General features: G+C 68.9%; 18 protein-coding genes. 12 read left to right on the top strand and 6 right to left on the bottom strand.

The annotated features are described in order from the left end of the window. A partial coding sequence (locus tag ACR2JA_RS13365) for a phosphoenolpyruvate carboxylase (protein ID WP_434009570.1) occupies positions 1-1,229 on the bottom strand: 1,229 nt, incomplete at its 3' end. A 132-nt stretch (positions 1,230-1,361) separates the two neighbouring features. Between ACR2JA_RS13365 and hemC the strand changes: the two genes are divergently transcribed. From hemC to ACR2JA_RS13345, 4 genes are read left to right on the top strand one after another with little or no spacing between them, the layout of a single operon-like run. Next, on the top strand, positions 1,362-2,330 hold the full coding sequence (hemC, locus tag ACR2JA_RS13360) for a hydroxymethylbilane synthase (protein WP_434009569.1): 969 nt from the start codon (positions 1,362-1,364) through the stop codon (positions 2,328-2,330). A gap of 4 nt (positions 2,331-2,334) precedes the next feature. Further along, on the top strand, positions 2,335-3,204 hold the full coding sequence (locus ACR2JA_RS13355; protein WP_434009568.1) for a uroporphyrinogen-III synthase: 870 nt from the start codon (positions 2,335-2,337) through the stop codon (positions 3,202-3,204). After that, positions 3,201-4,325 (top strand): uroporphyrinogen-III C-methyltransferase, encoded by a 1,125-nt coding sequence (locus ACR2JA_RS13350; protein WP_434009567.1) that lies wholly within the window; start codon positions 3,201-3,203, stop codon positions 4,323-4,325. Before ACR2JA_RS13355 ends, ACR2JA_RS13350 begins: the two co-directional genes overlap by 4 nt. Next, positions 4,325-5,644, top strand: a complete 1,320-nt coding sequence (locus ACR2JA_RS13345; protein ID WP_434009566.1) for a heme biosynthesis HemY N-terminal domain-containing protein — start codon at positions 4,325-4,327, stop codon at positions 5,642-5,644. Before ACR2JA_RS13350 ends, ACR2JA_RS13345 begins: the two co-directional genes overlap by 1 nt. Positions 5,645-5,966: 322 nt before the next feature. On the opposite strand, the gene ACR2JA_RS13340 is transcribed toward ACR2JA_RS13345, so the two are convergent. After that, complete coding sequence (locus tag ACR2JA_RS13340; protein WP_434009565.1) at positions 5,967-9,017, bottom strand: Rne/Rng family ribonuclease; 3,051 nt, start codon at positions 9,015-9,017, stop codon at positions 5,967-5,969. A 648-nt stretch (positions 9,018-9,665) separates the two neighbouring features. Between ACR2JA_RS13340 and ACR2JA_RS13335 the strand changes: the two genes are divergently transcribed. The 3 genes from ACR2JA_RS13335 (at position 9,666) to ACR2JA_RS13325 (ending at position 11,619) form a co-directional block, all read left to right on the top strand. Next, complete coding sequence (locus tag ACR2JA_RS13335; RefSeq protein WP_434009564.1) at positions 9,666-10,667, top strand: RluA family pseudouridine synthase; 1,002 nt, start codon at positions 9,666-9,668, stop codon at positions 10,665-10,667. A gap of 70 nt (positions 10,668-10,737) precedes the next feature. Next, entirely contained in the window at positions 10,738-11,049 is a 312-nt protein-coding gene (locus tag ACR2JA_RS13330) for an H-NS family nucleoid-associated regulatory protein (RefSeq protein WP_434009563.1), read from the top strand. Between the two features lie 93 nt (positions 11,050-11,142). Beyond that, a complete protein-coding gene (locus tag ACR2JA_RS13325; protein ID WP_434009562.1) occupies positions 11,143-11,619 on the top strand; it encodes a low molecular weight protein-tyrosine-phosphatase in 477 nt (158 codons plus the stop codon). Between the two features lie 19 nt (positions 11,620-11,638). Here ACR2JA_RS13325 and ACR2JA_RS13320 read toward each other — a convergent pair whose 3' ends face one another. Beyond that, positions 11,639-13,324 carry an AMP-binding protein gene (locus tag ACR2JA_RS13320; protein ID WP_434009561.1) on the bottom strand — a complete coding sequence of 562 codons (1,686 nt, stop codon included), beginning with the start codon at positions 13,322-13,324 and terminating at the stop codon, positions 11,639-11,641. A 189-nt stretch (positions 13,325-13,513) separates the two neighbouring features. Here ACR2JA_RS13320 and ACR2JA_RS13315 point away from each other — a divergent pair, with 189 nt between their 5' ends. From ACR2JA_RS13315 to ACR2JA_RS13300, 4 genes are all read left to right on the top strand, one after another. Beyond that, a complete protein-coding gene (locus ACR2JA_RS13315) occupies positions 13,514-14,215 on the top strand; it encodes an alpha/beta hydrolase (protein WP_434009560.1) in 702 nt (233 codons plus the stop codon). Between the two features lie 91 nt (positions 14,216-14,306). After that, positions 14,307-16,256 (top strand): methyl-accepting chemotaxis protein, encoded by a 1,950-nt coding sequence (locus ACR2JA_RS13310; RefSeq protein WP_434009559.1) that lies wholly within the window; start codon positions 14,307-14,309, stop codon positions 16,254-16,256. A gap of 69 nt (positions 16,257-16,325) precedes the next feature. Beyond that, the gene (locus ACR2JA_RS13305) at positions 16,326-16,868 is read left to right on the top strand and encodes an SDR family NAD(P)-dependent oxidoreductase (protein WP_434009558.1); all 543 of its coding nucleotides are present in this window, start codon (positions 16,326-16,328) and stop codon (positions 16,866-16,868) included. Continuing rightward, on the top strand, positions 16,814-17,131 hold the full coding sequence (locus tag ACR2JA_RS13300) for an SDR family NAD(P)-dependent oxidoreductase (protein ID WP_434009557.1): 318 nt from the start codon (positions 16,814-16,816) through the stop codon (positions 17,129-17,131). Before ACR2JA_RS13305 ends, ACR2JA_RS13300 begins: the two co-directional genes overlap by 55 nt. A 112-nt stretch (positions 17,132-17,243) precedes the next feature. Here the strand turns inward: ACR2JA_RS13300 and ACR2JA_RS13295 are convergent, their stop codons facing one another. The 3 genes from ACR2JA_RS13295 to ACR2JA_RS13285 all read right to left on the bottom strand — a co-directional run bounded on the left by ACR2JA_RS13295 (position 17,244) and on the right by ACR2JA_RS13285 (position 21,039). Next, positions 17,244-18,506 (bottom strand): nitronate monooxygenase, encoded by a 1,263-nt coding sequence (locus tag ACR2JA_RS13295; RefSeq protein WP_434009556.1) that lies wholly within the window; start codon positions 18,504-18,506, stop codon positions 17,244-17,246. Between the two features lie 171 nt (positions 18,507-18,677). Continuing rightward, positions 18,678-20,132 (bottom strand): 8-oxoguanine deaminase, encoded by a 1,455-nt coding sequence (locus ACR2JA_RS13290; RefSeq protein WP_434009555.1) that lies wholly within the window; start codon positions 20,130-20,132, stop codon positions 18,678-18,680. A gap of 1 nt (position 20,133) precedes the next feature. Further along, entirely contained in the window at positions 20,134-21,039 is a 906-nt protein-coding gene (locus tag ACR2JA_RS13285; RefSeq protein ID WP_434009554.1) for a LysR family transcriptional regulator, read from the bottom strand. A gap of 125 nt (positions 21,040-21,164) precedes the next feature. On the opposite strand from ACR2JA_RS13285, the gene ACR2JA_RS13280 reads away from it, so the two are divergent. Continuing rightward, a partial coding sequence (locus ACR2JA_RS13280) for a thiamine pyrophosphate-binding protein (RefSeq protein WP_434009553.1) occupies positions 21,165-22,141 on the top strand: 977 nt, incomplete at its 3' end.

Below are 22,141 nucleotides of genomic sequence, written 5' to 3'. Positions count from 1 at the left end.
AACACCTGCACCGCGCGGATCAGCGGGCGCAGGCGCGAGCGGGTCAGCGCCGCCCCGTGGTGCGCCACCAGCGAGGCGGCGATGGTGCGCAGGTCGGCCAGCAGCTCGTCGGCGCTGGCGTACGGGTCCTGCGGCGCGACGGCATGGCGTGCGGCCTCGCCACCGGTCAGCACCTTGAGCGTGGCGGCCAGACGGGCGTACATGCCGGTCAGGGCGCGGCGGTAGGGTTCGTCCTGGCGGTGGGCGTTCTGGTCGGGCGAGCGTTCGGCCAGGGCCTTCATCTCGGGGCTCACGCTCGCCAGCATGGCCGAGACCGACAGCTCGGCGCCCAGGTGGTGCAGCTGCGTGAGGTGGTGGCGGATCACCATGTCGGCCTGGCTGTGCAGGGCCAGTTCGAGCGTCTGCGCGGTCACATTGGGGTTGCCGTCGCGGTCACCGCCGATCCACTGGCCCATGCGCAGGAACGGCGACACGTCCTGGGCGTCCAGGCCGTCTTCCAGGTCGCGGTAGATGCGCGGGATCTGCGTGAGGAAGGTGGTCTGGTAGTAGCTCAGCGCGTTCTCGATCTCGTCGGCCACCGTCAGCTTGGTGAAGCGCAGCAGGCGCGTCTGCCAGAGCTGGGTCACGCGGGCGCGCAGCTGCGCTTCGAAGTCGGCCACGTCGCGCGGCAGCAGCTGTTCGCGTTCGGCCAGCAGGTGGGCGATGGCGCGCTCCGCGTCCAGGATGCTTTTGCGCTGCACCTCGGTGGGGTGGGCGGTGAGCACGGGCGAGATGTGGGCCTGCGCCAGGGTCTGTGCGATGGTGGCGGGCGCTATACCGGCCTTGTGCAGGCGCTGCAGCGTCAGCGCCAGGCTGCCCTCCTGCAGGTCGCCGGCGCGCTCGTGCACCGCGCGGCGGCGGATGTGGTGGCGGTCTTCGGCCAGGTTGGCCAGGTGGCTGAAGTAGGTGAAGGCGCGGATCACGCTCACCGTCTGCTGGCCTGAGAGGCCCTTGAGCAGCTTCTTGAGCGCCTTGTCGGCGTCCTGGTCGGCGTGGCGGCGGAACGCCACCGACAGCTGGCGGATCTGTTCGATCAGCTCGAACATGGCCGCCCCTTCCTGCTCGCGGATCACGTCGCCCAGCACGCGGCCGAGCAGGCGGATGTCTTCGATCAGCGGCTGGTCCTTGTCGGCCGTGGCCTTGCGTCGGGTGGCGGGTGTTGCGGCAGGGCGGGCGGTCGTTCGGCTCATGTCGGACAAGGGTGGGTTGCTGATTTTTTGGGCAATGGTCATGCTAGCATCCAAAGTTGCTTGTCCCGTTACCAAACGGGTACCAAACCGGCCCGCAAGCCGCGCGGGCCTTGATCTTTTTTGATCCTCACCGTGTCCACTTTTCAAACCTCCCCGGCCCTGTCCATCACCATCGCCACGCGCGAAAGCCGCCTGGCCCTGTGGCAGGCCGAACACGTCAAGGCCCTCTTGCAAGACCTGGGCCACCGGGTGACGCTGCTGGGCATGACCACCCTGGGCGACCAGATCCTGGACCGCAGTCTGTCCAAGGTCGGCGGCAAGGGCCTGTTCGTCAAGGAGCTGGAAGTGGCGCTCGAAGAAGGGCGCGCCGACATCGCGGTGCACTCGCTCAAAGATGTGCCCATGGACCTGCCGCCCGGCTTTGCACTGGCCTGCGTGATGGAGCGCGAAGACCCGCGCGACGCCTGGGTGTCGCCGCACTGCGCGGGCCTGGCCGATCTGCCGCCGGACGCTGTCGTGGGCACCTCCAGCCTGCGCCGCCTGGTGCTGCTGCGCGACGCGCTGAACGCGCTGGGCCGCCAGGATGTGCGCATCGAACCGCTGCGCGGCAACCTGGACACCCGCCTGCGCAAGCTGGACGAAGGCCAATACCACGCCATCGTGCTGGCGGCCGCGGGCCTCAAGCGCCTCGGTTTGTCCTCGCGCATCCGCGCCATTTTTGAACACGGCCAGTCGCTGCCGGCCGCCGGGCAGGGGGCGCTGGGCATCGAGGTGCGGGCCGACCGCACCGACCTGATCGAAGCGCTCAGACCCTTGGCGCACCTGCCCAGCTGGCTGCGTGTGGCGGCCGAGCGCACCGTCTCGCGCGCCATGGGTGGCAGCTGTTCCATGCCGCTGGCGGCCTATGCGCAGTGGGTGGACGGCGCCGCCGACACTTTGCACCTGCAAGCCGCCTGGGGCGATCCGGAAGGCCGCCTGGCGCTGGTGCGCGTGGGCGAGCAGGCCGTGGTGCGCACCCTGGCCGAGGCCGAAGCGCTGGGCCAGCGCGTGGCCAACGCGTTGCGCGCCGCCGGCGCCCAGCCGCCCGCCGCGGGGGCCTGAGCCCTTGTCATCGCCCGCCGAGCCCCACCGTGGCGCGGACCGGGTGCTGCGGCGCCTGCTGGTCACCCGCCCCGCCGATGAAGCCGCCACCTGGGTGGCGCAACTGCGTGAGCAGGGCTGGCCGGCCCAGGCCTCGCCGCTGATCCAGATCACCGAACCCCGCGCGGCGGATGCCTTGCACCGCCTGCACCAGATGCGGGCGCAATGGGCGCAGTTCGACGCGCTGATGTTCGTCAGCGGTGCGGCCGTGCAGCATTTCTTCGCGGCCGACCTGCCGCAGGCCGATGCCCAGACGCGCACCCGCTGCTGGGCGCCCGGTCCCGGCACGGCGCGCCGCCTGGTGCAGGCCCTGGCGCGCGTGGGGCTGGGGGCCGATCGCATCGACGCGCCGGCGCCCGACGCCGCCCAGTTCGATTCCGAATCGCTGTGGCCGGTGGTCTCGCCCCAGCTGCGGGCTGGCAGCCGAGTGCTCATCGTGCGCGGCCAGTCGGTGGCCCCGGGCGACGACGCCGCCACGGCACCGGTCGGTGGCAACGGCCGCGACTGGCTGATCCGCCAGTGCGAGCGGGCCGGTGCCGAGGTGCAGACCGTGGTGGCCTATGAACGCCACGTACCCGAGGCCACCGATGTCTTCGCGGCTGCGTTGCGGCAGGCCTGCGTGGCCGGCAGCGTCTGGCTGCTCAGCAGTTCCGAAGCGCTGGACCACCTGCTGACAGCGCTGCCCCGGGCCGATTGGGCGTCTGCCCAGGCCCTGGTCACCCACCCCCGCATCGCCCAGCGCGCGCTGCAGGCCGGTTTTGGCCGCGTCGTGCAGACCCGTCCGGCCTTGCCCGACGTGTTGCGCACCCTAGAATCCCAGTGGATTCGACCATGAGCGACAACACCTCCCTATCCCCTCCTGAAGCGGTGCCCATGCCGGCAGTCGCCCCGCTGGCACCTCCCACCGCGCTGCGCAGCGCCTTGGCCTGGCCGGTGTGGCTGGCGCTGGGCACAGCTTTGCTCGCCCTGCTGCTGGTTGGCCTGTTGTGGCAGAAACTCAGCTTCACCCAGCAAGAGCTGGCACGCCGCAGCCAGGACAGCGCCACCCAGGCCGAGCAGGCCCGCAACCTGGCTGCGCAGACCGAGGCGCAAACCCAGGAACTGCAGGCCCGGCTGGCGGTGGCCGAGGTCAAGCTGTCCGAAGTGACGCTGCAGCGCAGCCAGCTCGAAGAACTCATGCTCACGCTCTCGCGTTCGCGCGACGACACCCTGGTGCAGGACATCGAATCCGCCTTGCGGCTGGCGCAGCAACAAGCGCAGCTGACCGGCAGCGCCCAGCCGCTGCTGTCGGCCCTGCAGGCGGCGGACCAGCGCATCGCTCGCGCCGCGCAGCCGCGCCTGAACCCGGTGCAGCGTGCGCTGGCGCGCGACATCCAGCGCATCCAGGGCGCGGTGCTCACCGACGTGCCTGCGCTGGTGCAGCGGCTGGACGAGTTGGCGCGACAGGTCGAACAGTGGCCCTTGCTCAACGACGTGGGGCCGCGCTCGGCGCCCCCCGCCAAACCGGTGCCCCAGCCCGCCAGGACCACCCGTGGGGGCACCGCCACGGCCGCACCCACCGCGATGCCTGCGGCCAGCGGCTCGGCCTGGCCGACCTGGTGGGAGCGCATCTGGGGCGACGTCACCCGCAGCGGGCGTGAACTGGTGCGCGTCAGCCGCATCGACCACCCAGACGCCGCCCTGCTGGCGCCCGAACAGGCCTTCTTCCTGCGCGAAAACCTCAAGCTGCAGCTGCTCAACGCCCGCCTGGGCCTGCTCGCGCGGCAGACCGCGTCGGCCCAGGCCGATGTGCGTGCGGTCGAGGCGCTGCTGACCCGTTACTTCGACAGCACGGCGCCCAGCGTGCGGGGCGCCCAGGCCGCGCTGACCCAGCTGCGCGCCGAGCTGGTGCCGGTCGAACCGCCCCGGCCCGACGAGAGCCTGGCCGCCCTGGCGGCGGCCGCCGGAGGCCGCTGATGGTCGGCCGTTCGCACCCCAGGGGCTCGCAGGGTGGGGCGATGCGCAGCGTGTTCTGGCTGCTCGGTATCGCGGCCGTGGCGGTGGCCCTGGCACTGCTCATGGGCCACAACCAGGCCACCGTCACCCTGTTCTGGCCGCCGTACCGCTACGACGTCGCGTTCAACTTCGTGGTGTTCGCGCTCATCGGTCTGTTCGTGCTGGTCTACCTGGCCTTGCGTGCCATCGCGTTGCTGCGCGACCTGCCGGTGCAGGCCCAGCGCTGGCGCAACCAACAGGTCGAGCGTGCGGCGGTGGGCGCGGTGCTCGACGCCTTGTCGCACCAGCTCGCCGGTCGCTTCGTGCGCGCCCAGTCGGCGGGCCTGGTCGCGCTCGAACGCCTGAACGCCATGCCCGCGGCGCAGTGGTCGCAACGGCCCCAGCTGCAGCTGCTGGCCCACCTGCTGGTGGCCGAGAGCGCGCAGTCGCTGCAGAACCGCGGGGCGCGTGACCAGCACCTGCAGGCCGCCCTGCACCCGCAGCTGGCCAAGGCCGCCCCGGTGGCGCACGAAGGTGCCCTGCTGCGCTCGGTGCACTGGGCGGTGGAGGAGCGCGATGCCGATCTCGCCCGCAGCCGCCTGGCCGACTTGCCCCAGGGCACGGCGCGCCGTATCCAGGCACTGCGGCTGAAGCTGCGCACCGCCCAGCTGGGCGGTGCCACCGCCGAAGCGCTGGAGACGGCCCGCCTGCTGGCCAAGCACCGTGCGTTTTCGCCGCAGGCCTCGCGCAGCATTTTGCGCAGCCTGGCGCTGGACGCCTTGCGCGAAGCGCACGACCTGTCGCAATTGCAGGCCGTTTGGGCCAAGCTCGATGCCAAGGAACGCGACATGCCCGAGCTGGCCCTGGCGGCCAGCCAGCGTGCCAACCAGCTGGCGCTGTCCGACGGCGGGATGAACGGGCCGGCCACGGCCGAACGCGTGCGCGGCTGGCTGGAGCCGCTGTGGCCGCGGCTGGCCGAACTCGACGCGAACCAGCAGCGCCAGCTGGTCGTGGTGCTCGAACCGGGGCTGTCCTCGTTGGACGCGGCCTGGCTCGCCCGGCTGGAGCAGGCCCAGCGCCAGATGCCCGGCAACCCCTACCTGCAGTACCTGGCCGGCCAGGCCTTCATGCAGCGCCAGCTCTGGGGCAAAGCCGCCCAGCTGCTGGGTCAGGCCAGCCACAGCCTGCAGGACCCGGCCCTGCTGCGCCGCACCTGGTGCGCGCTGGCCCGGCTGGCCGAAGAGCGCGGTGACGCGACCGCTGCGCAGGCGGCCTGGAAGCGCGCTGCGCTGCTGAGTTGAAGTCACTCCCCCTGCGCCGCTGACGCGGCGTCCCCCTCTCTCGCCAGCGGCGGGAGGGGGACGCAGCCTGTGGCCTGGCGAAGCCGGTTCCACGGCTGCCCTGGACAGTGGCACGCGCGCCGGAGATGACTTGTTCACCCCCGCCCCGCTGACGCGGCTTCCCCCCCCTCTCTCGCACGCAGCGGGAGGCGGACGCAGCCCTTTGTCGCGGCACGCCAGTCTGATGTGACCCGGTGCATGCCTTGCGCCCATGAAAAAACGCCGGTCATGACCGGCGTTTTCTGGGCGTGATCGCCACCGCGAACGGTGGCTGTGCATCACATCACTGGGCCTCGAAGGGCAGGGGCATGTTGCGCAGGTCCTTGCGCGTTTCCACCAGCACCAGCGGACCTTCGTCCACCAGCACCACCGGCTTGATCTCGCGCGGCACGTGGATGGGCTTGGGTTCGGCCGCGATGGCGGCTTGCACCTGGGCCACCTTGGCGGCGTCCGAGTTCACCCACTCCAGGCCGCTGGTCTGGGCCACCTGGTTCAGCTCGTCGATGGACACCGTGTAGGGCTGCACCTTGGGCAGGCCCTGGCGCGCCGGAGCACTGGCACTGGCCTTGGGGGCCGGAGCGGGAGCCGGGGCCTGCGTCGGTGCTGCAGCGCGGGCGCGCGGAGCGGGGGCAGCGTCCAGCACAGGCACGGGTTCCACAGCTGGCGCGACCACGGGCGCTGCCGCGACCGGTTCGGCTGCGGTCTGCGCCGGCAGGCTGAAGTAGCTGCGCGTCGGGGCTTCGTAGGCGCGTTCTTCGGTCGCAGCGACTTCGGCGGTCGGGGCGTCGGCGTTGCCGGTGTCGGCGTCGCTGGTCGCTGCATCACGCGGGGCGCGTTCGCGGCGGTCACGGCCGTAGCGGTCGCGGCTGCGGCGCTCGCGCGGGGCGCGCTGGCCGGCGTTGTCGGCATCGCCTTCGGTCGGGGTGGGCTCGCCACCCGCGGCCTGGGCGTCCTGCTCGGCACGCATCGAGGCAGCCTCGATCAGGCCTTGCGGGGCTGCGGCGTCCGCGCCTTCGTTGCGGCGGCGGTTGTCGTTGCGCGGACGGCGCTCACGGCGCTGGCCTTCAGCGGCTTCGGGCGCTGCGCCGGCATCGCCCGCGTCAGCGGTGGCGGGTGCGTTCAACAGGGCTTCGGTGTCCGCCGGTGCATCGACCGGGGCCGCGTCGCGGCGGTTGTCGCGACGGCCACCGTTGCGGCCTTCACCCCGGTTGTCGCCACGGCCTTCGCCGCGGGCAGCGTCGTTGCGTGGCTCGCCACGGCCCTCGCCGCGACCTTCACCACGCGGTGCGCGGTTGCCATCGCGGCCTTCCACGCGGGCTTCGCCATTGCGGCCATCGGCCCCACGCGGGCCTCGGCCACCTTCGCGTCCCTCTCGGCCCACTTCGCCGCGGCCTTCGCGCGGTGCACGGGCTTCGCCGTTGGCGCCGCTGTTGCGGCCACCACGGCCACGGCCATCGCGGCCACCTTCTCGGCCACCCTCCCGGCGGCCTTCGCCGCGCGGTTCACGGTCACCGGTCTTGGCCGGTGCGGGGGCGGTTTTGGGCTCCGCGGCGGCGGGCGCAGCGGGCGCGGCGCCACCGAACAGGCTCTTGAGCCAGCCGAAGAAACCCTTCTCGGCCGGTGCGGCGACCTTGGGCGCTGCCTGGACTGGCGCAGGCGCTGCGGCCACCGGTGCGGCCGGCGCTGCGGCGACGGGCACAGCTTCGGGCTTGGGGGCCGCGACGGGCGCGGGACCGTCGGGCAGCACGCCCCTGATCACCGGTTCCTGCTTGTTGGTGCGTTCCTGGCTGCGGCGCGTGAAGCTGGTCGGGTCCTCGGCTTCTTCGGCCAGCTTGTAGCTGGCGTCCAGGTTGTCCAGGCGCGGGTCGTCGTGCTTGAGGCGTTCGAGCTTGTAGTTCGGCGTGTCCAGCGACTTGTTGGGCACCAGCAGCACGTTGATACGCTGCTTGAGTTCGATCTTGGTGATCTCGGTGCGCTTTTCGTTGAGCAGGAAGCTGGCCACTTCGACCGGTACCTGCACCAGCACGGCGGCCGTGCTGTCTTTGAGCGACTCTTCCTGGATGATGCGCAGGATCTGCAGGGCCGAGCTTTCCGTGTCGCGGATGTGGCCGGAACCGCCGCAGCGCGGGCAGGGGATGGACGAACCTTCGCTCAGCGTGGGCTTCAGGCGCTGGCGGCTCATTTCGAGCAGGCCGAACTTGCTGATGGAGCCGAACTGCACGCGGGCGCGGTCCTGGCGCAGCGCGTCGCGCAGGCGGTTTTCCACTTCGCGGCGGTTCTTCGACTCTTCCATGTCGATGAAGTCGATCACGATCAGGCCGCCCAGGTCGCGCAGGCGGGCCTGGCGCGCCACTTCGTCGGCGGCTTCCAGGTTGGTGCGGGTCGCGGTTTCTTCGATGTCACCGCCCTTGATGGCGCGGGCCGAGTTCACGTCCACCGCCACCAGCGCTTCGGTCTGGTCGATCACGATGGCGCCGCCGCTGGGCAGCTGCACGATGCGGCTGTAGGCGGTCTCGATCTGGTGTTCGATCTGGAAGCGGCTGAACAGCGGCGCGTCGTCGCGGTAGCGCTTGACGCGGTGGCCGTGCTCCGGCATCACGTGGCTCATGAACTGGTGAGCCTGTTCGTAAATGTCGTCGGTGTCGATCAGGATCTCGCCGATGTCGCCGTTGAAGTAGTCGCGGATGGCGCGGATCACCAGGCTCGATTCCTGGTAGATCAGGTAGGCACCCTTGCCGCCCTTGGCCGCGCCGTCGATGGCGTTCCACAGCTTGAGCAGGTAGTTCAGGTCCCACTGCAGTTCGGGCGCGTCGCGGCCGATGCCGGCGGTGCGCGCGATGATGCTCATGCCGTTGGGGTACTCGAGCTGGTCCAGCGCGGCCTTGAGTTCCTGGCGGTCTTCGCCTTCGATGCGGCGGCTGACGCCACCGCCGCGCGGGTTGTTGGGCATCAGCACCACGTAGCGGCCGGCCAGGCTCACGAAGGTGGTCAGGGCCGCGCCCTTGTTGCCGCGCTCTTCCTTCTCGACCTGGACCAGCAGCTCCTGGCCTTCCTTGATCACGTCGTTGATGCGCGCCTGCGAGGGCGAGACATTGCCCTGGAAGTACTGGCGCGAGATTTCCTTGAACGGCAGGAAACCGTGGCGGTCTTCGCCGTAGTCGACGAAGCAGGCTTCCAGCGAAGGCTCGACGCGGGTGACGACGGCCTTGTAGATGTTGCCCTTGCGCTGTTCGCGTCCTTCGATTTCGATTTCGTAGTCGAGCAGTTTCTGCCCGTCCACGATCGCCAGGCGGCGCTCTTCGGCCTGCGTGGCGTTGATCAGCATGCGTTTCATGATGCGTTTCCTTCGGTCTGACACTGACATGGCGCCGGGACGAACCCAGGCGCCGATCTGCCATGCACCAGCAAAGGCGCGCAAACGGGGGAGGAATTGCCGGAGAGCCACCGACCCGGTGCCCACCCGGCGGGAAGGCCGGGCAGCGGGAGAGATCGTTCGAGGCGGGGCACACGGGGTGGGTGTGCCGCGTCGAACCGCCGGGTCAGGGCGTAGGCGCGTGGACAGCGGTGATCAGGGCGGGGGCGCTGCGGTCGTCATCGACGGTCGGGGCGCCACGGGGGCCGCTGGTTTCACTGCGTCCTCGGCCAGCCATCCCGTGCAGCGTCGTGCTGTCGCCGGGGGCGGCTGGCCGATGGGGGTATTCCGTATCGGGTCTGCGGTTGTCTGCTGGTTGCGCCGCTGGCTTCCTCCGGGCTGGGGCGGGGTTCCGGTCTCGTCTGCGAGGGTGTGGAACAGCGACCTGGCCCGGGTGCCGGCGGTGGCAACGGGTGGCCAGTCGGACCCCCGGCATCCAGAGCTGGGGGAGCCTGCCTGCGGTGGGTGCCTTAAACTCAAGGAAATCAACCACTTACAGCACACGACTGGCGCAGCACATTATAGTGCGCTCCCCCGGTCCGTGGGGCCGCACTTTTCAGCGGGTTTTCCTTGCATTCCAAGCCCTCCCTCCAGACCGCCGCGGCGGTGCAATTCCTGACCGTGGACGAAGAATCGGCCGGGCAGCGGCTGGACAACTTCCTCATCCGCGTGCTCAAGGGTGTGCCCAAGACGCACATCTACCGCATCATCCGTTCGGGCGAGGTGCGTCGGAACAAGGGGCGCGTGTCGGCGGACGACCGCGTCAACCCTGGCGATGTGCTGCGCATCCCGCCGATCCGCCTGTCCGAACGCGCCGAGGAAAAAGCCGCCCAGCCGGCGCCCGCGCGCGAATTTCCGGTGGTGTTCGAAGACGAGGCGTTTCTGGCCATTCACAAACCGGCTGGCGTGGCGGTGCATGGCGGCAGCGGCGTGAGTTTTGGCGTGATCGAGCAAATGCGCCAGGCCCGGCCGCAGGCGCGCCTGCTCGAATTGGTGCACCGGCTCGACCGGGAAACCAGCGGCCTGCTGCTGATCGCCAAAAAGAAGAGTGCGCTGAAGGCCTTGCAAGACCAATTTCGCGAGCGAGAAACCGGCAAAACCTATCTGGCGCTGGTCAAAGGCGTCTGGCCGGCCCGCCTCAAGGTGCTGGATCAGCCCCTGCACAAATACCTGCTGCCCGATGGCGAACGCCGTGTGCGGGTGACCGGCAAAGACGATCCCGATGGCATGAAATCGGTATCGCTGGTGAAAGTGGTGCAGGCCGTTCCCGCGCCTGGCGGGCTGGACGCGGCCTACGCCGAAGGTTTCAGCCTGCTGGAAGTCACCATCAAAACCGGGCGAACACACCAGATCCGTGTGCATCTGGCCAGTGCTGGCCACCCGATCGTGGGCGATGACAAATACGGCGACTTCGAACTCAACCGCCAATTGACCCGGCTGGGATTCAAACGGATGTTTCTGCACGCCTGGCGCCTGAAACTTGCGCACCCGGTCACGGGGCAGGCGCTGGAATTGCAAACCGAATTGCCTGAGGAACTCCAGAAATGGATATCTCTCGGAAAATCGGATTAGAATTGAACCCGCATCGTTGGGATGCAATCCAATACAACAATTGTTTACAGTCAAACCACAAGGAACATCAATGGCAACGTATTCCGAACTGATGGCCCAGGCCCAGCAACTGATGGCGGAAGCCGAACAGGCGCGCAAGAACGAATTGGCGTCCGTGATCGCTGACATCAAGGCCAAGATGAAGCAGTACGGCCTGACCGTCGCCGACCTGGGTGGCGCGGCCACCGGCGGCGCCAAGAAGGTGGGCAAGTCCAAGTCCGCCGCACCGGCCAAGTACCGCGGCCCGAACGGCGAACTCTGGGCCGGCGGCCCGGGTCGCAAGCCCGAGTGGGTGCGTGCCGTGCTGGCCGCGGGCAAGAGCGTCGAGGACTACCGCATCTGAGCGACGGCCTCCGCCGCACCGACAAGGCCCGCCCCGTGCGGGCCTTTTCTTTGGGGGTAGGGGACATGGGGGCCTTTGATATCCTCGCGCCCCATGATCCGCATCCTCGTCGTCTGCATGGGCAACATCTGCCGCTCTCCCACCGCATCGGCCGTGTTGCAGGGCGAGGTGCAGCGCCGAGGTCTGGCGCGCAGTGTGACGGTGGACTCGGCCGGCACCTATGGCGGGCACCAGGGCGAAAAGGCGGATCCGCGCGCCATCCAGGTCGCGGCCGCGGCGGGCTATGAGCAGATCCACCGTGAGCGTGCGCGCCGTGTGCGGGCGCAGGATTACGAGCGTTGCGACCTGATCCTGGCCATGGACCGGGACAACCTGGCGAACCTGCAGGACGATTGCCCGCCCGAACACCGGCACAAGCTGCACCTGTTTCTGGACTACGCCGGCGTGGAAGCCGGCGGCGAGGTGCCCGACCCGTACTACGGCAACCTGGCCGGGTTCGAGCGCGTGCTGGCCTTGTGCGAGGCGGGCGCCCGTGGTGTGCTGGACCGCTTGGCGGCCCACACCCGCTGACGGGCTGTGCTGCTCTGCCTCACTGCCAGATCACGGTCTGGCCCGAGGCCTCCCAGGTTTCGTAGTGCCGGGCGTACAGGTCTTCGATGCGATTGCGCTTGACCTTGAAGGTGGGCGTGATGACGTCGTTGTCCACCGTCCAGGCGGTGGTGGTGACCACGATGACTTGCAGCCGTTCGTGCGGATCCAGTGTGGCGTTGATCGTCTTGAGGTGGGTGTTCAGTGAGCCTTCCAGTTCGCGCCGTGCCATCGGGTCCTGGGCCTTGGCCGCGAAGTCGGCGTTGAGCATCACGATGCCCAGCGGCTGGCCCAGGTTGGCGCCGGTCACCACACAGGCTTCCACCGCTTCGTGCATCACCAGCTTGTCTTCGATCGGCGCCGGCGCCACGTATTTGCCCTTGCCGGTCTTGAACAGGTCCTTGACGCGTCCGGTGATGCGCAGCAGGCCCTGCCCATCGATCTGGCCCTTGTCGCCGGTTTTGAGCCAGCCGTCGGCCGTGAACACCTCGGCGGTTTTCTCGGGCTCCTTGTAGTAACCCATCATCAGCGCCTGGCTGCGCATCTGGATTTCGCCGGTGGCCGGGTCGATGCGGTGTTCCACGCCGGGGTAGGTCGGGCCCACGGTGCCTTGCTGGTGCTGCCCGGCCACGGTGATGTGCGAGAGCGCCAGGTTCTCGGTCATGCCGTAGCCTTCGTTGATGGGCAGGCCGAGCTTGCCGTACCACTGCAGCAGGGCCATGGGCATGGGGGCGGCGCCGCCCGCAGCAAAGGTGCACTGGTCCAGCCCCAGGGCTTTCTGGATCTTCTTGCGCACGATGCCGCCCAGGATGGGGATGCCCAGCAGGCGCTGCAGCTTGGCCGGCGGCATCTTGTGGTGCACGCCCTGCTGGAATTTCACCCAGAGGCGCGGCACCGAGAAAAACACGGTGGGCCGTGCGCGTTGCAGGTCGGCGGCGAAGGTGTCCAGCGATTCGGCGAAGTACACGTGCATGCCGGTGCGCAGCCAGCCGTGTTCCACCAGCATGCGCTCGACCACGTGCGCCAGCGGCAGGTAGGACAGCATGCGGTCCTCGCCGGTCATGGGGATGCGTTGCAGGCCGCGGTCCAGCGCCCAGGCGAAGTTGCCAAAGGAATGCATCACGCCTTTGGGCATGCCGGTGGTGCCCGAGGTGTAGATCAGGGTGGCCAGGTCGTTCTCGGCGCGCGTGGGCGATGCGCCCAGGGGCGCGGTGCGGGCCACGATCGCGTCCCAGCCTTCGTAAGCGCTGCGGGCCGAGTCGGGCGACAGCGGGTAGCTGATGCAGGGCAGGCCAGCGGGCACGCCGGGTTGCATGTGTTCCCAGCCGTCGAGCTTGCCAACGAAGCAGGCCTTGCTTTCGCTGTGCGTGAGGATCTGCGTGATGGTCTCGGGCGCCAGCGTGGGGTACAGCGGCACCGAAACGTAACCCGCCATCCAGATGGCCAGGTCGCTCATCATCCACCAGGCGCAGTTCTTGGACAGGATGGCCACCTTGCTGCCCGGCGCCCAGCCCTGCGCCTGCAGGTGGGCCGCCATGCGGCGCGAGTGGTCGGCCACCTGGCCCCAGGTGAAGTCCTGCACCGCGCCGCCGCCCATGGGCTGGGACAGCGCCACGCGGTTCGGGGCACTTTTTTCCCAGTGGTACAGGCGCTGCAGGGCGAGGAATTCGGGGGCGATTTTGGGCATAGATGTCTCCAGTGGTCTTTCTTGAATCTACCGGTGCGGTCCGGCGTGCGGGCTGCGGGCTTTCCCGCGCTTTTTCTAGAGCGATCGCTCCAGATGCAGCCCGTTGTGTGCTCTGGATACGGGGCGCCCTGACCGAGTTCCCGGGCCGGGCGGGGCCGGTGTGTGGGCCATCGGCGCTATGCTGCCCGCATGACCGCATCCACCGACACCCGCATCGAACTCATCGAATTCACCACCGGCGGCGACGCAAACGCGCGGCCGGTGGCCAGCATCGTTGTGCTGCACGGCCTGGGAGCTGACGGCAGCGACTTCGTGCCGGTGGCCCAGGCCATGGACCTGTCGGCCGTCGGCCCGGTGCGCTTTGTGTTCCCCAGCGCGCCGGTGCGGCCGGTGACCCTCAACGCCGGCTACGAGATGCGCGCCTGGTACGACATCGAGCCGCCCGCTCCCGACGGCACGCGCCGCGAAGACAGGCCCGGCCTGCGCCAGAGCCAGGCCCTGGTGCAGCAGCTGATCGACCGCGAGGTGCAGCGCGGCGTGGCCGCCGAGCGCGTGGTGCTGATGGGCTTTTCGCAGGGCTGCGCCATGACCCTGCTGGCCGGCGTGCGCGCACCGCAGCGGCTGGCCGGGCTGGTGGCGCTCTCGGGCTACCTGCCCCTGGCAGACGCGACGGCCGTTGAACGCAGCCCGGCCAACCGCGACACCCCGGTGTTCATGGCCCATGGCGACCAGGACGACGTCGTCGTGCCCGCGCGCGGCGAGGCCGCCCGGGACACCCTCACCGCGCTCGGGCAGCCGGTGGACTGGCGCACCTACCCCATGGGCCACGAGGTCTGCATGGACGAGGTGCTCGATCTCAACACCTGGCTGGTGCAGCGCCTGGCGGGCTGAGATAAGCCCCGATCCTGGCCGCTGATCGGGGCTTCAGATGGGGCGGGTTTGGTCGATAGTGGCGTATCCCTTGAACTCAGTACGCCCCGTCATGACCACTTCCTCCCGCCGTTCCGTGCCCCGTCTGGGTGTCTGGTCCCTCACCACCAAGCTCACCGTGACCGCGGTGCTCCTGTGCGTGTGCTGCGTGGCCGCCACCAGTGTGGTGGTCGGGCTGCAGGCCAGCGCCCGCGCCCAGGCCGCGGCGAACGCCCAGGCGGACAAAGCGGCCGACCAGGCCGCCGCGCAGGTGGGCGGTGAACTGGGTCGCAGCTTTGCCGCTGTGCTGGCGATGGGCGCGAACATGGAGGGCATGCGCGCTGCCAACCATCCGCCCAGCCGTGATCAGCTCGACGCCATGGCCAAACAGCTGCTGGTGCAGCGCACCGAATTCATCGGCACCTATTCCATCTGGGAACCCAACGCGCTGGACGGCAAGGACGCCGAGTTCGTCAACAAGGGCCCCGCCTACGACGCCACCGGCCGCTACATCGCCTACTGGAACCGTGGCAGCGGCCAGATCGCAGTGGAACCGCTGCTGGACTACGAAAAGGAAGGGTCCAACGCCTGGTACGCCACGCCCCGGAGCACGCGCAAGCCCGCGTTGATCGAGCCCTATGTGTACCCGGTGGCCGGCAAGGACGTGCTCATGACCACCATGATCACCCCCATCCTGGTGGGCGGGCAGTTCGTGGGCGCCACCGGTGCCGACCTGCCGCTCTCCGGCCTCTCTGAGCGGCTGGTTCAGCTTGAACCGGTGCCCGGTGGCCGGGTCTCGCTGTTGTCCAACGGCGGTCTCTACCTGGCGCATGCCGATGCCGCGCGTCTGGGCAAAAAGGCCGACGACCTGCCGGCCGAGGTGCTGGAGCACGTGGCCAAGGGCGAGCACCACAGCTGGGACGACGGCCAGGGCTGGGTGCACCTGTACGCGCCGGTGACGGTGCTCGACGGCACCGCGCCCTGGAGCGTGGTGGTGTCGTATCCCCATGCCGTGGCCGCCGCCGCGGCGCAGCAGCAGTTGTACGCCGCCCTCACCGCGGCCGCGGTGGCCTGCGCGCTGGCGGCCCTGTGCATGACGCTGCTGGTGCGTTCGCTCATGCGCCCCTTGCACAACCTGGGCGGCACCATGCAGGCGCTGGCCGACGGCAACACCGACCTCTCGGTCGAACTGCCGGTCAAAGGCAACGACGAACTCACGGTGATCGCGCGCGGCTTCAACGCCTTCGCGTCCAAGCTCCGCAAGGCTTTCGGCGAGGTGGGTGACGTCTCCGCCGGCGTGGCCAACGCCTCGCGCGAAATTGCCAGCGGCAACGCGGACCTGTCGGTGCGCACCGAACAGCAGGCCACGCACCTGCAACAGAGCGCGAGCGCTTTGCGCGACCTGTCACAGGCCGTGGCGCACAGCGCGGAATCGTCCGACCACGCGGCGCGCCTGGCCCGTGAGGCTGTGGTGCAGGCCCAGAGCGGCCAGCAGGTGATGCGCGAGAGCAGCGCCGCCATGGACAAGATCAACGAGTCCAGCCGCCGCATCGCCGACATCACCAGCCTGATCGATTCCATCTCGTTCCAGACCAACATCCTGGCGCTCAATGCCGCGGTCGTGGCCGGACTCGCGGGTGACCAGGGCCGCGGCTTTGCCGTGGTCGCCGGCGAGGTGCGCACGCTGGCGCAACGCAGCGCGGCCGCCGCCAAGGACATCCGCCAGCTCACCGTCGATTCGGAAGCGCGGGTGGCCTCCGGTGCCACGCTGATCCGCCAGGCCGAGGACACGCTCAACGGCCTGGGCGAAGCGGTCCGGCAGGTGGACCTGCTGCTGTCCGAGGTCAGCCAGGTCACGCGCGAGCAGTCGGGGCGCATCCAGTCCGTCACGCACGCGATCGGCGAGCTGGACCAGAACACCCAGCAGAACGCCGCCATCGGCGAGCAGGCCGCGGCCGCGTCCGAGCAACTGCAGCAGCAGTCGGCCCGCCTGGTGCAGACCGTCAAGCAGTTCGTGGCCTGACCGGCGGGCTCGGGCATCTGAGGTCTTTTTGACCGGATTGGTGGCGCCTGTCAACAGCCCCCCGCCAGAATGGAAATGAGGTGCCGCGGTCCGCGGCGCCCGTCATGGTTCGAAGGGACTCCCATTCGACTGCAAGACCACGTCGTCCTCATCACCGGTGGTGCCAGCGGCATCGGGCTGGCCACGGTGGAGCGCTGCCTGCGCGAAGGCACCCGGGTGGACCTGGCCGACCTCGCCGGTTCGGCGGGCATGGCCGAGGCGGCGCGGCTGGACGCGCTCTACCCGGGGCGCTGCGTCTTCGTGCCGGTGGACGTCACGTCCACCGAGCAGGTGGATGCGATGGTGGAGACCACGGTGTCGACCTTCGGCCGGCTCGACGGCGTGTTCAACAACGCCGGCATCGGCGGCATCTGCCCTGCCGACAGCTCCCCGGACGCTGACTTCCTGCGCATCATCGACATCAACCTCAACGGGGTGTTCCGGGTGGCGCGCGCCGCGCTCGGCCCCATGTACGCCCAGGGTAGGGCAGCATCGTCAACTGCGCCTCCATCCTGGGGGTGTTCGGTCAGGGCGGCACGGCCGCCTACACGGCGGGCAAGGGCGGGGTGGTGAACCTCACGCGCACCCTGGCGCTGGAGGGCGCCAGCAAGGGCGTGCGCGTCAACAGCCTGGGGCCGGGTTACATCGACACACCGCTGCTGTCGGCGCTGGACGACGCGACCAAGAACGTTCTGATCGGCCTGCACCCGCTGGGCCGCCTGGGCCGGTCGGAAGAGGTGGCGAACGCCGCACTGTTCCTGCTGAGCGACGAGGCGGGTTTTGTGACCGGTGCCGACCTGCTGGTGGACGGGGGCTTCACCGCCGGCAAATCCTGATCACCCCGGCGCAGGTTGTGACCCACCCCTGCGCCGCCTGCTGCGTCTCCCCCTCAAGGGGGCGCCAGCAGCGGCCCGGCAAAGCCGGTTCCGCGCTGGCTGCTGGCTCCTCTCAGGCGGGCACTGCCTCGGCTTCCGGCAAAGCGACCTGGTTGTCGGTGCTGAACTGGTAGTCCTGGAACACGTGGGCGGCGCTCAGCAGCTGGTACTGGCCGTCGGCGTTGCGCAGCGTGGTGTCCTTCAGGCGCCAGGTCAGCTGGCCGCAAGTCCAGATCTCGAAGTTGCGCATGTGCGTGCACAGGCAGGTCTTGTCCGGGACCGAAATGCGCTTCTCGCCCGGGTGCGCCAGCACCTCGCGGTTGTAGGACGTGATGTAGGCGCACTTGCCGTTGGCGTCCAGCAGGTAGCCGTAGGCTTCGCAGTTCGGGCGGATGCCGTCACCGATGCCCGGGCTGCTCTTGATCATGCGCATCGGGTAGCCGGTGGGCGAAATCTCGTTGACCTCGATGTCGTCCTCTTTGGCCTTGAAGTATTCCTGCTTGATGTCGTCGGGCAGGCCGCATTCCTTGGTGACGGTGAAGCGCGTGGCCACCTGCACCGCAGAGCCGCCCAGTTCCATGAAGCGCACCGCGTCGCTGCCCGTGAAGATGCCGCCGGCCGGGATCAGCGGGATGTCCAGCTGCTCGGTCTGCAGCCAGGCGTGGATCTCGGCGACGATGGTGGCCAGGTCGTATTGCGCCCAGTCCATGCCAAAGCCCAGGTGGCCGCCGGCCAGCGGGCCTTCGACCACCACGTAATCGGGCAGGCGGTTCAGGCGCGAGTTCTTCTTGATGAACAGCTGCAGCGCGCGCAGGCTGGAGACGATGATGCCCAGCTTCGCGTCGCGAAAGCGCGGGTGGTCCTCGATCAGGGCGAAGGAGCCCAGGTGCAGGCCGGCCGCGAGCGTGATGCCGTCGATGCCAGCGTCCAGCGCCGAGGCCATGCGGACCTTGAGCGTCTCCTTCGGGCCGTTCATCGTCAGCTTTTCCATGCAGTTGATGAACACCATGCCGCTGCCGGTCTTGCGCGCCATGGTGTGCTCGACGTGCAGGCGTGTGGCCTCGGCCAGATCGCCCAGGTCGAACTTGACCAGCGACTTGTCGGACGAGTCGACGTTGAGCTTGTACAGCGCCTGCTTGGCCTTGACGAATTTGGTTTTGTAGCGGCGATCGGTCACCGTCTTGATCATGGCGTCGGAGATGTGACCGACACCGCCCAGGCGTGCGGCTTCCAGGGCCAGGTCGGAGGAGGAAATGTCCACGCCCATGCCGCCGATCATGATGGGCACCAGCTCGGTCTTGCCCATCTTCAGGCGGAAATCGTCCAGACGTCTCATGCTGCTGTTCTCGTTGCGTCCGGGAGGACGGCTCGGTAAAAAAGGAGGTTTCACGCCATGTGTCGGGCGCTGTCTCGGGGCAGCCGTGCGGTGGCCGCCGGCACAGGCTCCATTGTGCCTTCACGATATGACAGAACCCAAAGACCCTGCAGAGGCCAGGCGCACCCTGACTCAGGCGCTGCGCGCTGCGGCGGCCAGCTCCAGAGCGAGGCGATTGTGCCGTTCCAGCAAGGGCCCGAGGTTGACGGAGGTCAGCATTCCTTCACGCACCACCACCCGGCCGTTGACCACGACAAACGCGGCGGGCGGGCTGGCGCACAGCAGCAGGCTGGCCACCGGGTCGTGCACCGCGCCGCCGGCAAACGCCAGCGTGCGCAGGTCGAACAGCGCGAGGTCGGCGCACATGCCGGGGGCCAGGTGGCCGATGTCGGTTCGCCCCAGTACCTGCGCGCCGCCGCGGGTGGCGGTGTGCAGCGCGTCGCGCGCCGTCATTTCGGCCGGGCCCAGGTCGCAGCCGAAGAAGGTCTTGCCGTTGCGGGTCTCGGGCGGCATCAGCGCACGGCCCACCCGGGCGAGCAGCATTGCCTGGCGCGCCTCGTTGACCATGTGCGCGCCGTCGTTGCTGGCGCTACCGTCCACCCCCAGGCCCACGGGCACGCCCGCGTTCAGCATGCGGCGGATCGGTGCGATGCCGCTGGCCAGGCGCATGTTGCTGCAGGGGCAGTGCGCCACGCCGGTGCGGCTGGCGGCGAACAGCGAGATGCCTTCGTCATCGAGCTTGACGCAGTGGGCGTGCCAGACGTCGTCGCCCAGCCAGCCCAGCTCCTGCGCGTACTGCGCCGGGGTCATACGGAACTTCTCGCGGCTGTAGGCGATGTCGTGGTCGTTTTCGGCCAGGTGGGTGTGCAGTCGAACGCCCAGACCCTTGAAGCTGCGCGCCAGCTCGGCACTGGCCTTCATCAGCGCCGGGCTGACCGAGAACGGCGAACACGGTGCCAGCGCCACCTGCACCATGGCACCGTGCTCGGCGCTGTGCCAGGTCTCGATCAGGCGCTGGCTGTCTTTCAGGATCGCGTCTTCCTTTTCGACCACCCGGTCCGGCGGCAGGCCGCCCTGCGACTGGCCCACGCTCATGCTGCCGCGCGTGGCCACGAAGCGCATGCCGATCCGCTGCGCGGCTTCGATGCTGTCTTCCAGCCGCACGCCGTTGGGGTAGATGTAGAGGTGGTCGCTGCTGGTGGTGCAACCGCTCATCAGCAGCTCGGCCATCGCGACCTGGGTGGACACCTGCACCATCTCGGGCGTCAGCCCGGCCCAGATCGGGTAGAGCCCGCGCAGCCAGCCGAACAGTTCCGCGTCCTGTACGCCGGGGATGGCGCGCGTGAGCGACTGGTACATGTGGTGGTGCGTGTTCACCAGCCCAGGCGTGACCAGGTGGCCGCGCGCGTCGATGGTTTCGCCAGCCGATTCGAGCAGCGCGCGCGGCAGCTCGGTGGTCGGGCCGATCCATTCGATGACGTTGTCGCGCACGAACAGGCTCGCGTCCTTCAGCTCGCGCCCCTGTGCTGGGTCGGCGTGGTCGAAGGTGGCGATGCAGGTGGCGTTGTGGATCAGCAGGGAGTTCATGTCACTTCAACCAGTAGTTGGGCTTTGAATACACCTTCTTCAGGTGTTCGATGAAAAAGCGCACCTTGGCCGGCAGGTGCCGTTGCTGCGGGTAAACGGCCAGGATGTCGTAGGCGGGCAGGGCGAAATCATCGAGCACGGTCACCAGTTCGCCGCGCTGCAGCTGGGCCTGGATCTCCCAGGTGCTGCGCCAGCCCAGGCCCATGCCTTCGCTGACCCAGCGGTGCAGCAGCTCGCCGTCGTTGCAGTCCAGGTTACCGTCCACGCGCACCGTCACCGTCTTGCCGTCCTGCTGGAAATACCAGCCGCGCTGCTGACCGCCTTGCAGGTTGAAGGCCAGGCAGTTGTGGTGTTGCAGGTCGTCCAGCGTCTGCGGTTTGCCGTGCTTGCGGAAGTAGGCGGGTGTGCCACAGACCACGCGCTGGTTCACCGCCAGCTTGATCGCCACAAAGTTCGGATCGATCGCGCCGCCGATGCGGATGCCCATGTCGTAGCCGTCCCGCACCAGGTCCACGACACGGTCGGTCAGGTTGAACGAGAGCTTGACCGCCGGGTTGGCCTTGAGGAACGCCGGCGCGTGGGGTGCCACGTGCAGGCGCCCGAAGGCGGCCGGGGCCGACACGATCAGGTGGCCGCTGGCACTGTGCTTGTGCGCCGACACCGTGGCCTCGGCCTGTGCCCATTGCGCCAGCAGGGCACGGCATTCGTCCAGAAAGCTGGCGCCCTGCTCGGTCAGCACCAGGCGCCGGGTGGAGCGGTGGATCAGCTGTGCGCCCAGGCGCTTTTCCAGCGCGTCGATGCGCCGGCCCATCATCACCGGGGTGATGCCGGCGTGCAGCGCGGCCGCGGCCAGGCTGCCGTGTTCCATCACCTGCACAAAGGCTTCGATTTCCTTGTAACGGTCCATGGGCGCATGTTAGCCGGGGGATTGCATACCCGGAGTATCGAATCGGCGTACCGCCGGTGGCATTCTCAACACGGCAGGGTCTCCCTAGCATCAGCGCCAGTGATTCAACCCAACCGGAGACAGACATGGCGAAGATGAAAGCCGCAATGGCGGCGGTGCTGGTGATGGAGAAAGAAGGCATCACCCAGGCCTTTGGTGTGCCGGGGGCCGCCATCAACCCGCTGTACGCGCAGCTGCGCGAGCGGCAGACCATCGCCCACGTGCTGGCCAGGCACGTGGAAGGTGCTTCGCACATGGCCGAGGGCTACACCCGGGCGCGCGCCGGCAACATCGGTGTGTGCATTGGCACCAGCGGCCCGGCCGGCACCGACATGATCACGGGCCTGTATTCGGCCAGTGCCGATTCGATACCGATCCTCTGCATCACCGGCCAGGCGCCGCGTGCCCGCCTCTACAAGGAAGATTTCCAGGCGGTGGACATCGAGGCCATCAGCAAGCCGGTCACCAAGTGGAGCGTGACGGTGCGCGAGCCCGCGCTGGTGCCGCGCGTGTTCCAGCAGGCCTTCCACCTCATGCGCTCGGGCCGCCCCGGCCCGGTGCTGATCGACCTGCCGATCGACGTGCAGATGGCCGAGATCGAGTTCGACATCGACACCTACGAACCATTGCCGGTGTACAAGCCGGCCGCCACGCGCAAGCAGATCGAGAAGGCGCTGGACATGCTGACCGCGGCCGAGAAGCCGCTGATCGTCGCCGGTGGCGGCATCCTCAACGCCGACGCGTCGGGGCTGCTGGTGGAGTTCGCCGAACTCACCGGCGTGCCGGTGATCCCGACGCTGATGGGCTGGGGCGCCATCCCCGATGACCACCCGCTGATGGCCGGCATGTGCGGCCTGCAGACCAGCCACCGCTACGGCAACGCCACGATGCTGGCCAGCGACTTCGTGCTCGGCATCGGCAACCGCTGGGCCAATCGCCACACCGGTTCCACCGAGGTGTATTGCAAGGGCCGCCGCTTCATCCACGTCGACATCGAGCCGACGCAGATCGGCCGCGTGTTCGCGCCCGACTACGGCATCGTATCCGATGCCAAGGAAGCGCT

This window comes from Hydrogenophaga sp., from assembly GCF_051007235.1.
Classification (GTDB): domain Bacteria; phylum Pseudomonadota; class Gammaproteobacteria; order Burkholderiales; family Burkholderiaceae_C; genus Hydrogenophaga.
Note: the sequence above shows the minus strand (reverse complement) of the source record. Positions and strands in the feature narration are given on the sequence as shown.

Excerpts from the sequence above, each read along its gene's own strand:
- ACR2JA_RS13350 (WP_434009567.1), top strand. The coding sequence starts at position 3,201 with ATGAGCGACAACACCTCCCTATCCCCTCCTGAAGCGGTGCCCATGCCG.
- ACR2JA_RS13345 (WP_434009566.1), top strand. The coding sequence starts at position 4,325 with ATGGTCGGCCGTTCGCACCCCAGGGGCTCGCAGGGTGGGGCGATGCGC.
- ACR2JA_RS13340 (WP_434009565.1), bottom strand. The coding sequence starts at position 9,017 with ATGAAACGCATGCTGATCAACGCCACGCAGGCCGAAGAGCGCCGCCTG.
- ACR2JA_RS13330 (WP_434009563.1), top strand. The coding sequence starts at position 10,738 with ATGGCAACGTATTCCGAACTGATGGCCCAGGCCCAGCAACTGATGGCG.
- ACR2JA_RS13325 (WP_434009562.1), top strand. The coding sequence starts at position 11,143 with ATGATCCGCATCCTCGTCGTCTGCATGGGCAACATCTGCCGCTCTCCC.
- ACR2JA_RS13320 (WP_434009561.1), bottom strand. The coding sequence starts at position 13,324 with ATGCCCAAAATCGCCCCCGAATTCCTCGCCCTGCAGCGCCTGTACCAC.
- ACR2JA_RS13315 (WP_434009560.1), top strand. The coding sequence starts at position 13,514 with ATGACCGCATCCACCGACACCCGCATCGAACTCATCGAATTCACCACC.
- ACR2JA_RS13310 (WP_434009559.1), top strand. The coding sequence starts at position 14,307 with ATGACCACTTCCTCCCGCCGTTCCGTGCCCCGTCTGGGTGTCTGGTCC.
- ACR2JA_RS13305 (WP_434009558.1), top strand. The coding sequence starts at position 16,326 with ATGGAAATGAGGTGCCGCGGTCCGCGGCGCCCGTCATGGTTCGAAGGG.
- ACR2JA_RS13295 (WP_434009556.1), bottom strand. The coding sequence starts at position 18,506 with ATGAGACGTCTGGACGATTTCCGCCTGAAGATGGGCAAGACCGAGCTG.
- ACR2JA_RS13290 (WP_434009555.1), bottom strand. The coding sequence starts at position 20,132 with ATGAACTCCCTGCTGATCCACAACGCCACCTGCATCGCCACCTTCGAC.
- ACR2JA_RS13285 (WP_434009554.1), bottom strand. The coding sequence starts at position 21,039 with ATGGACCGTTACAAGGAAATCGAAGCCTTTGTGCAGGTGATGGAACAC.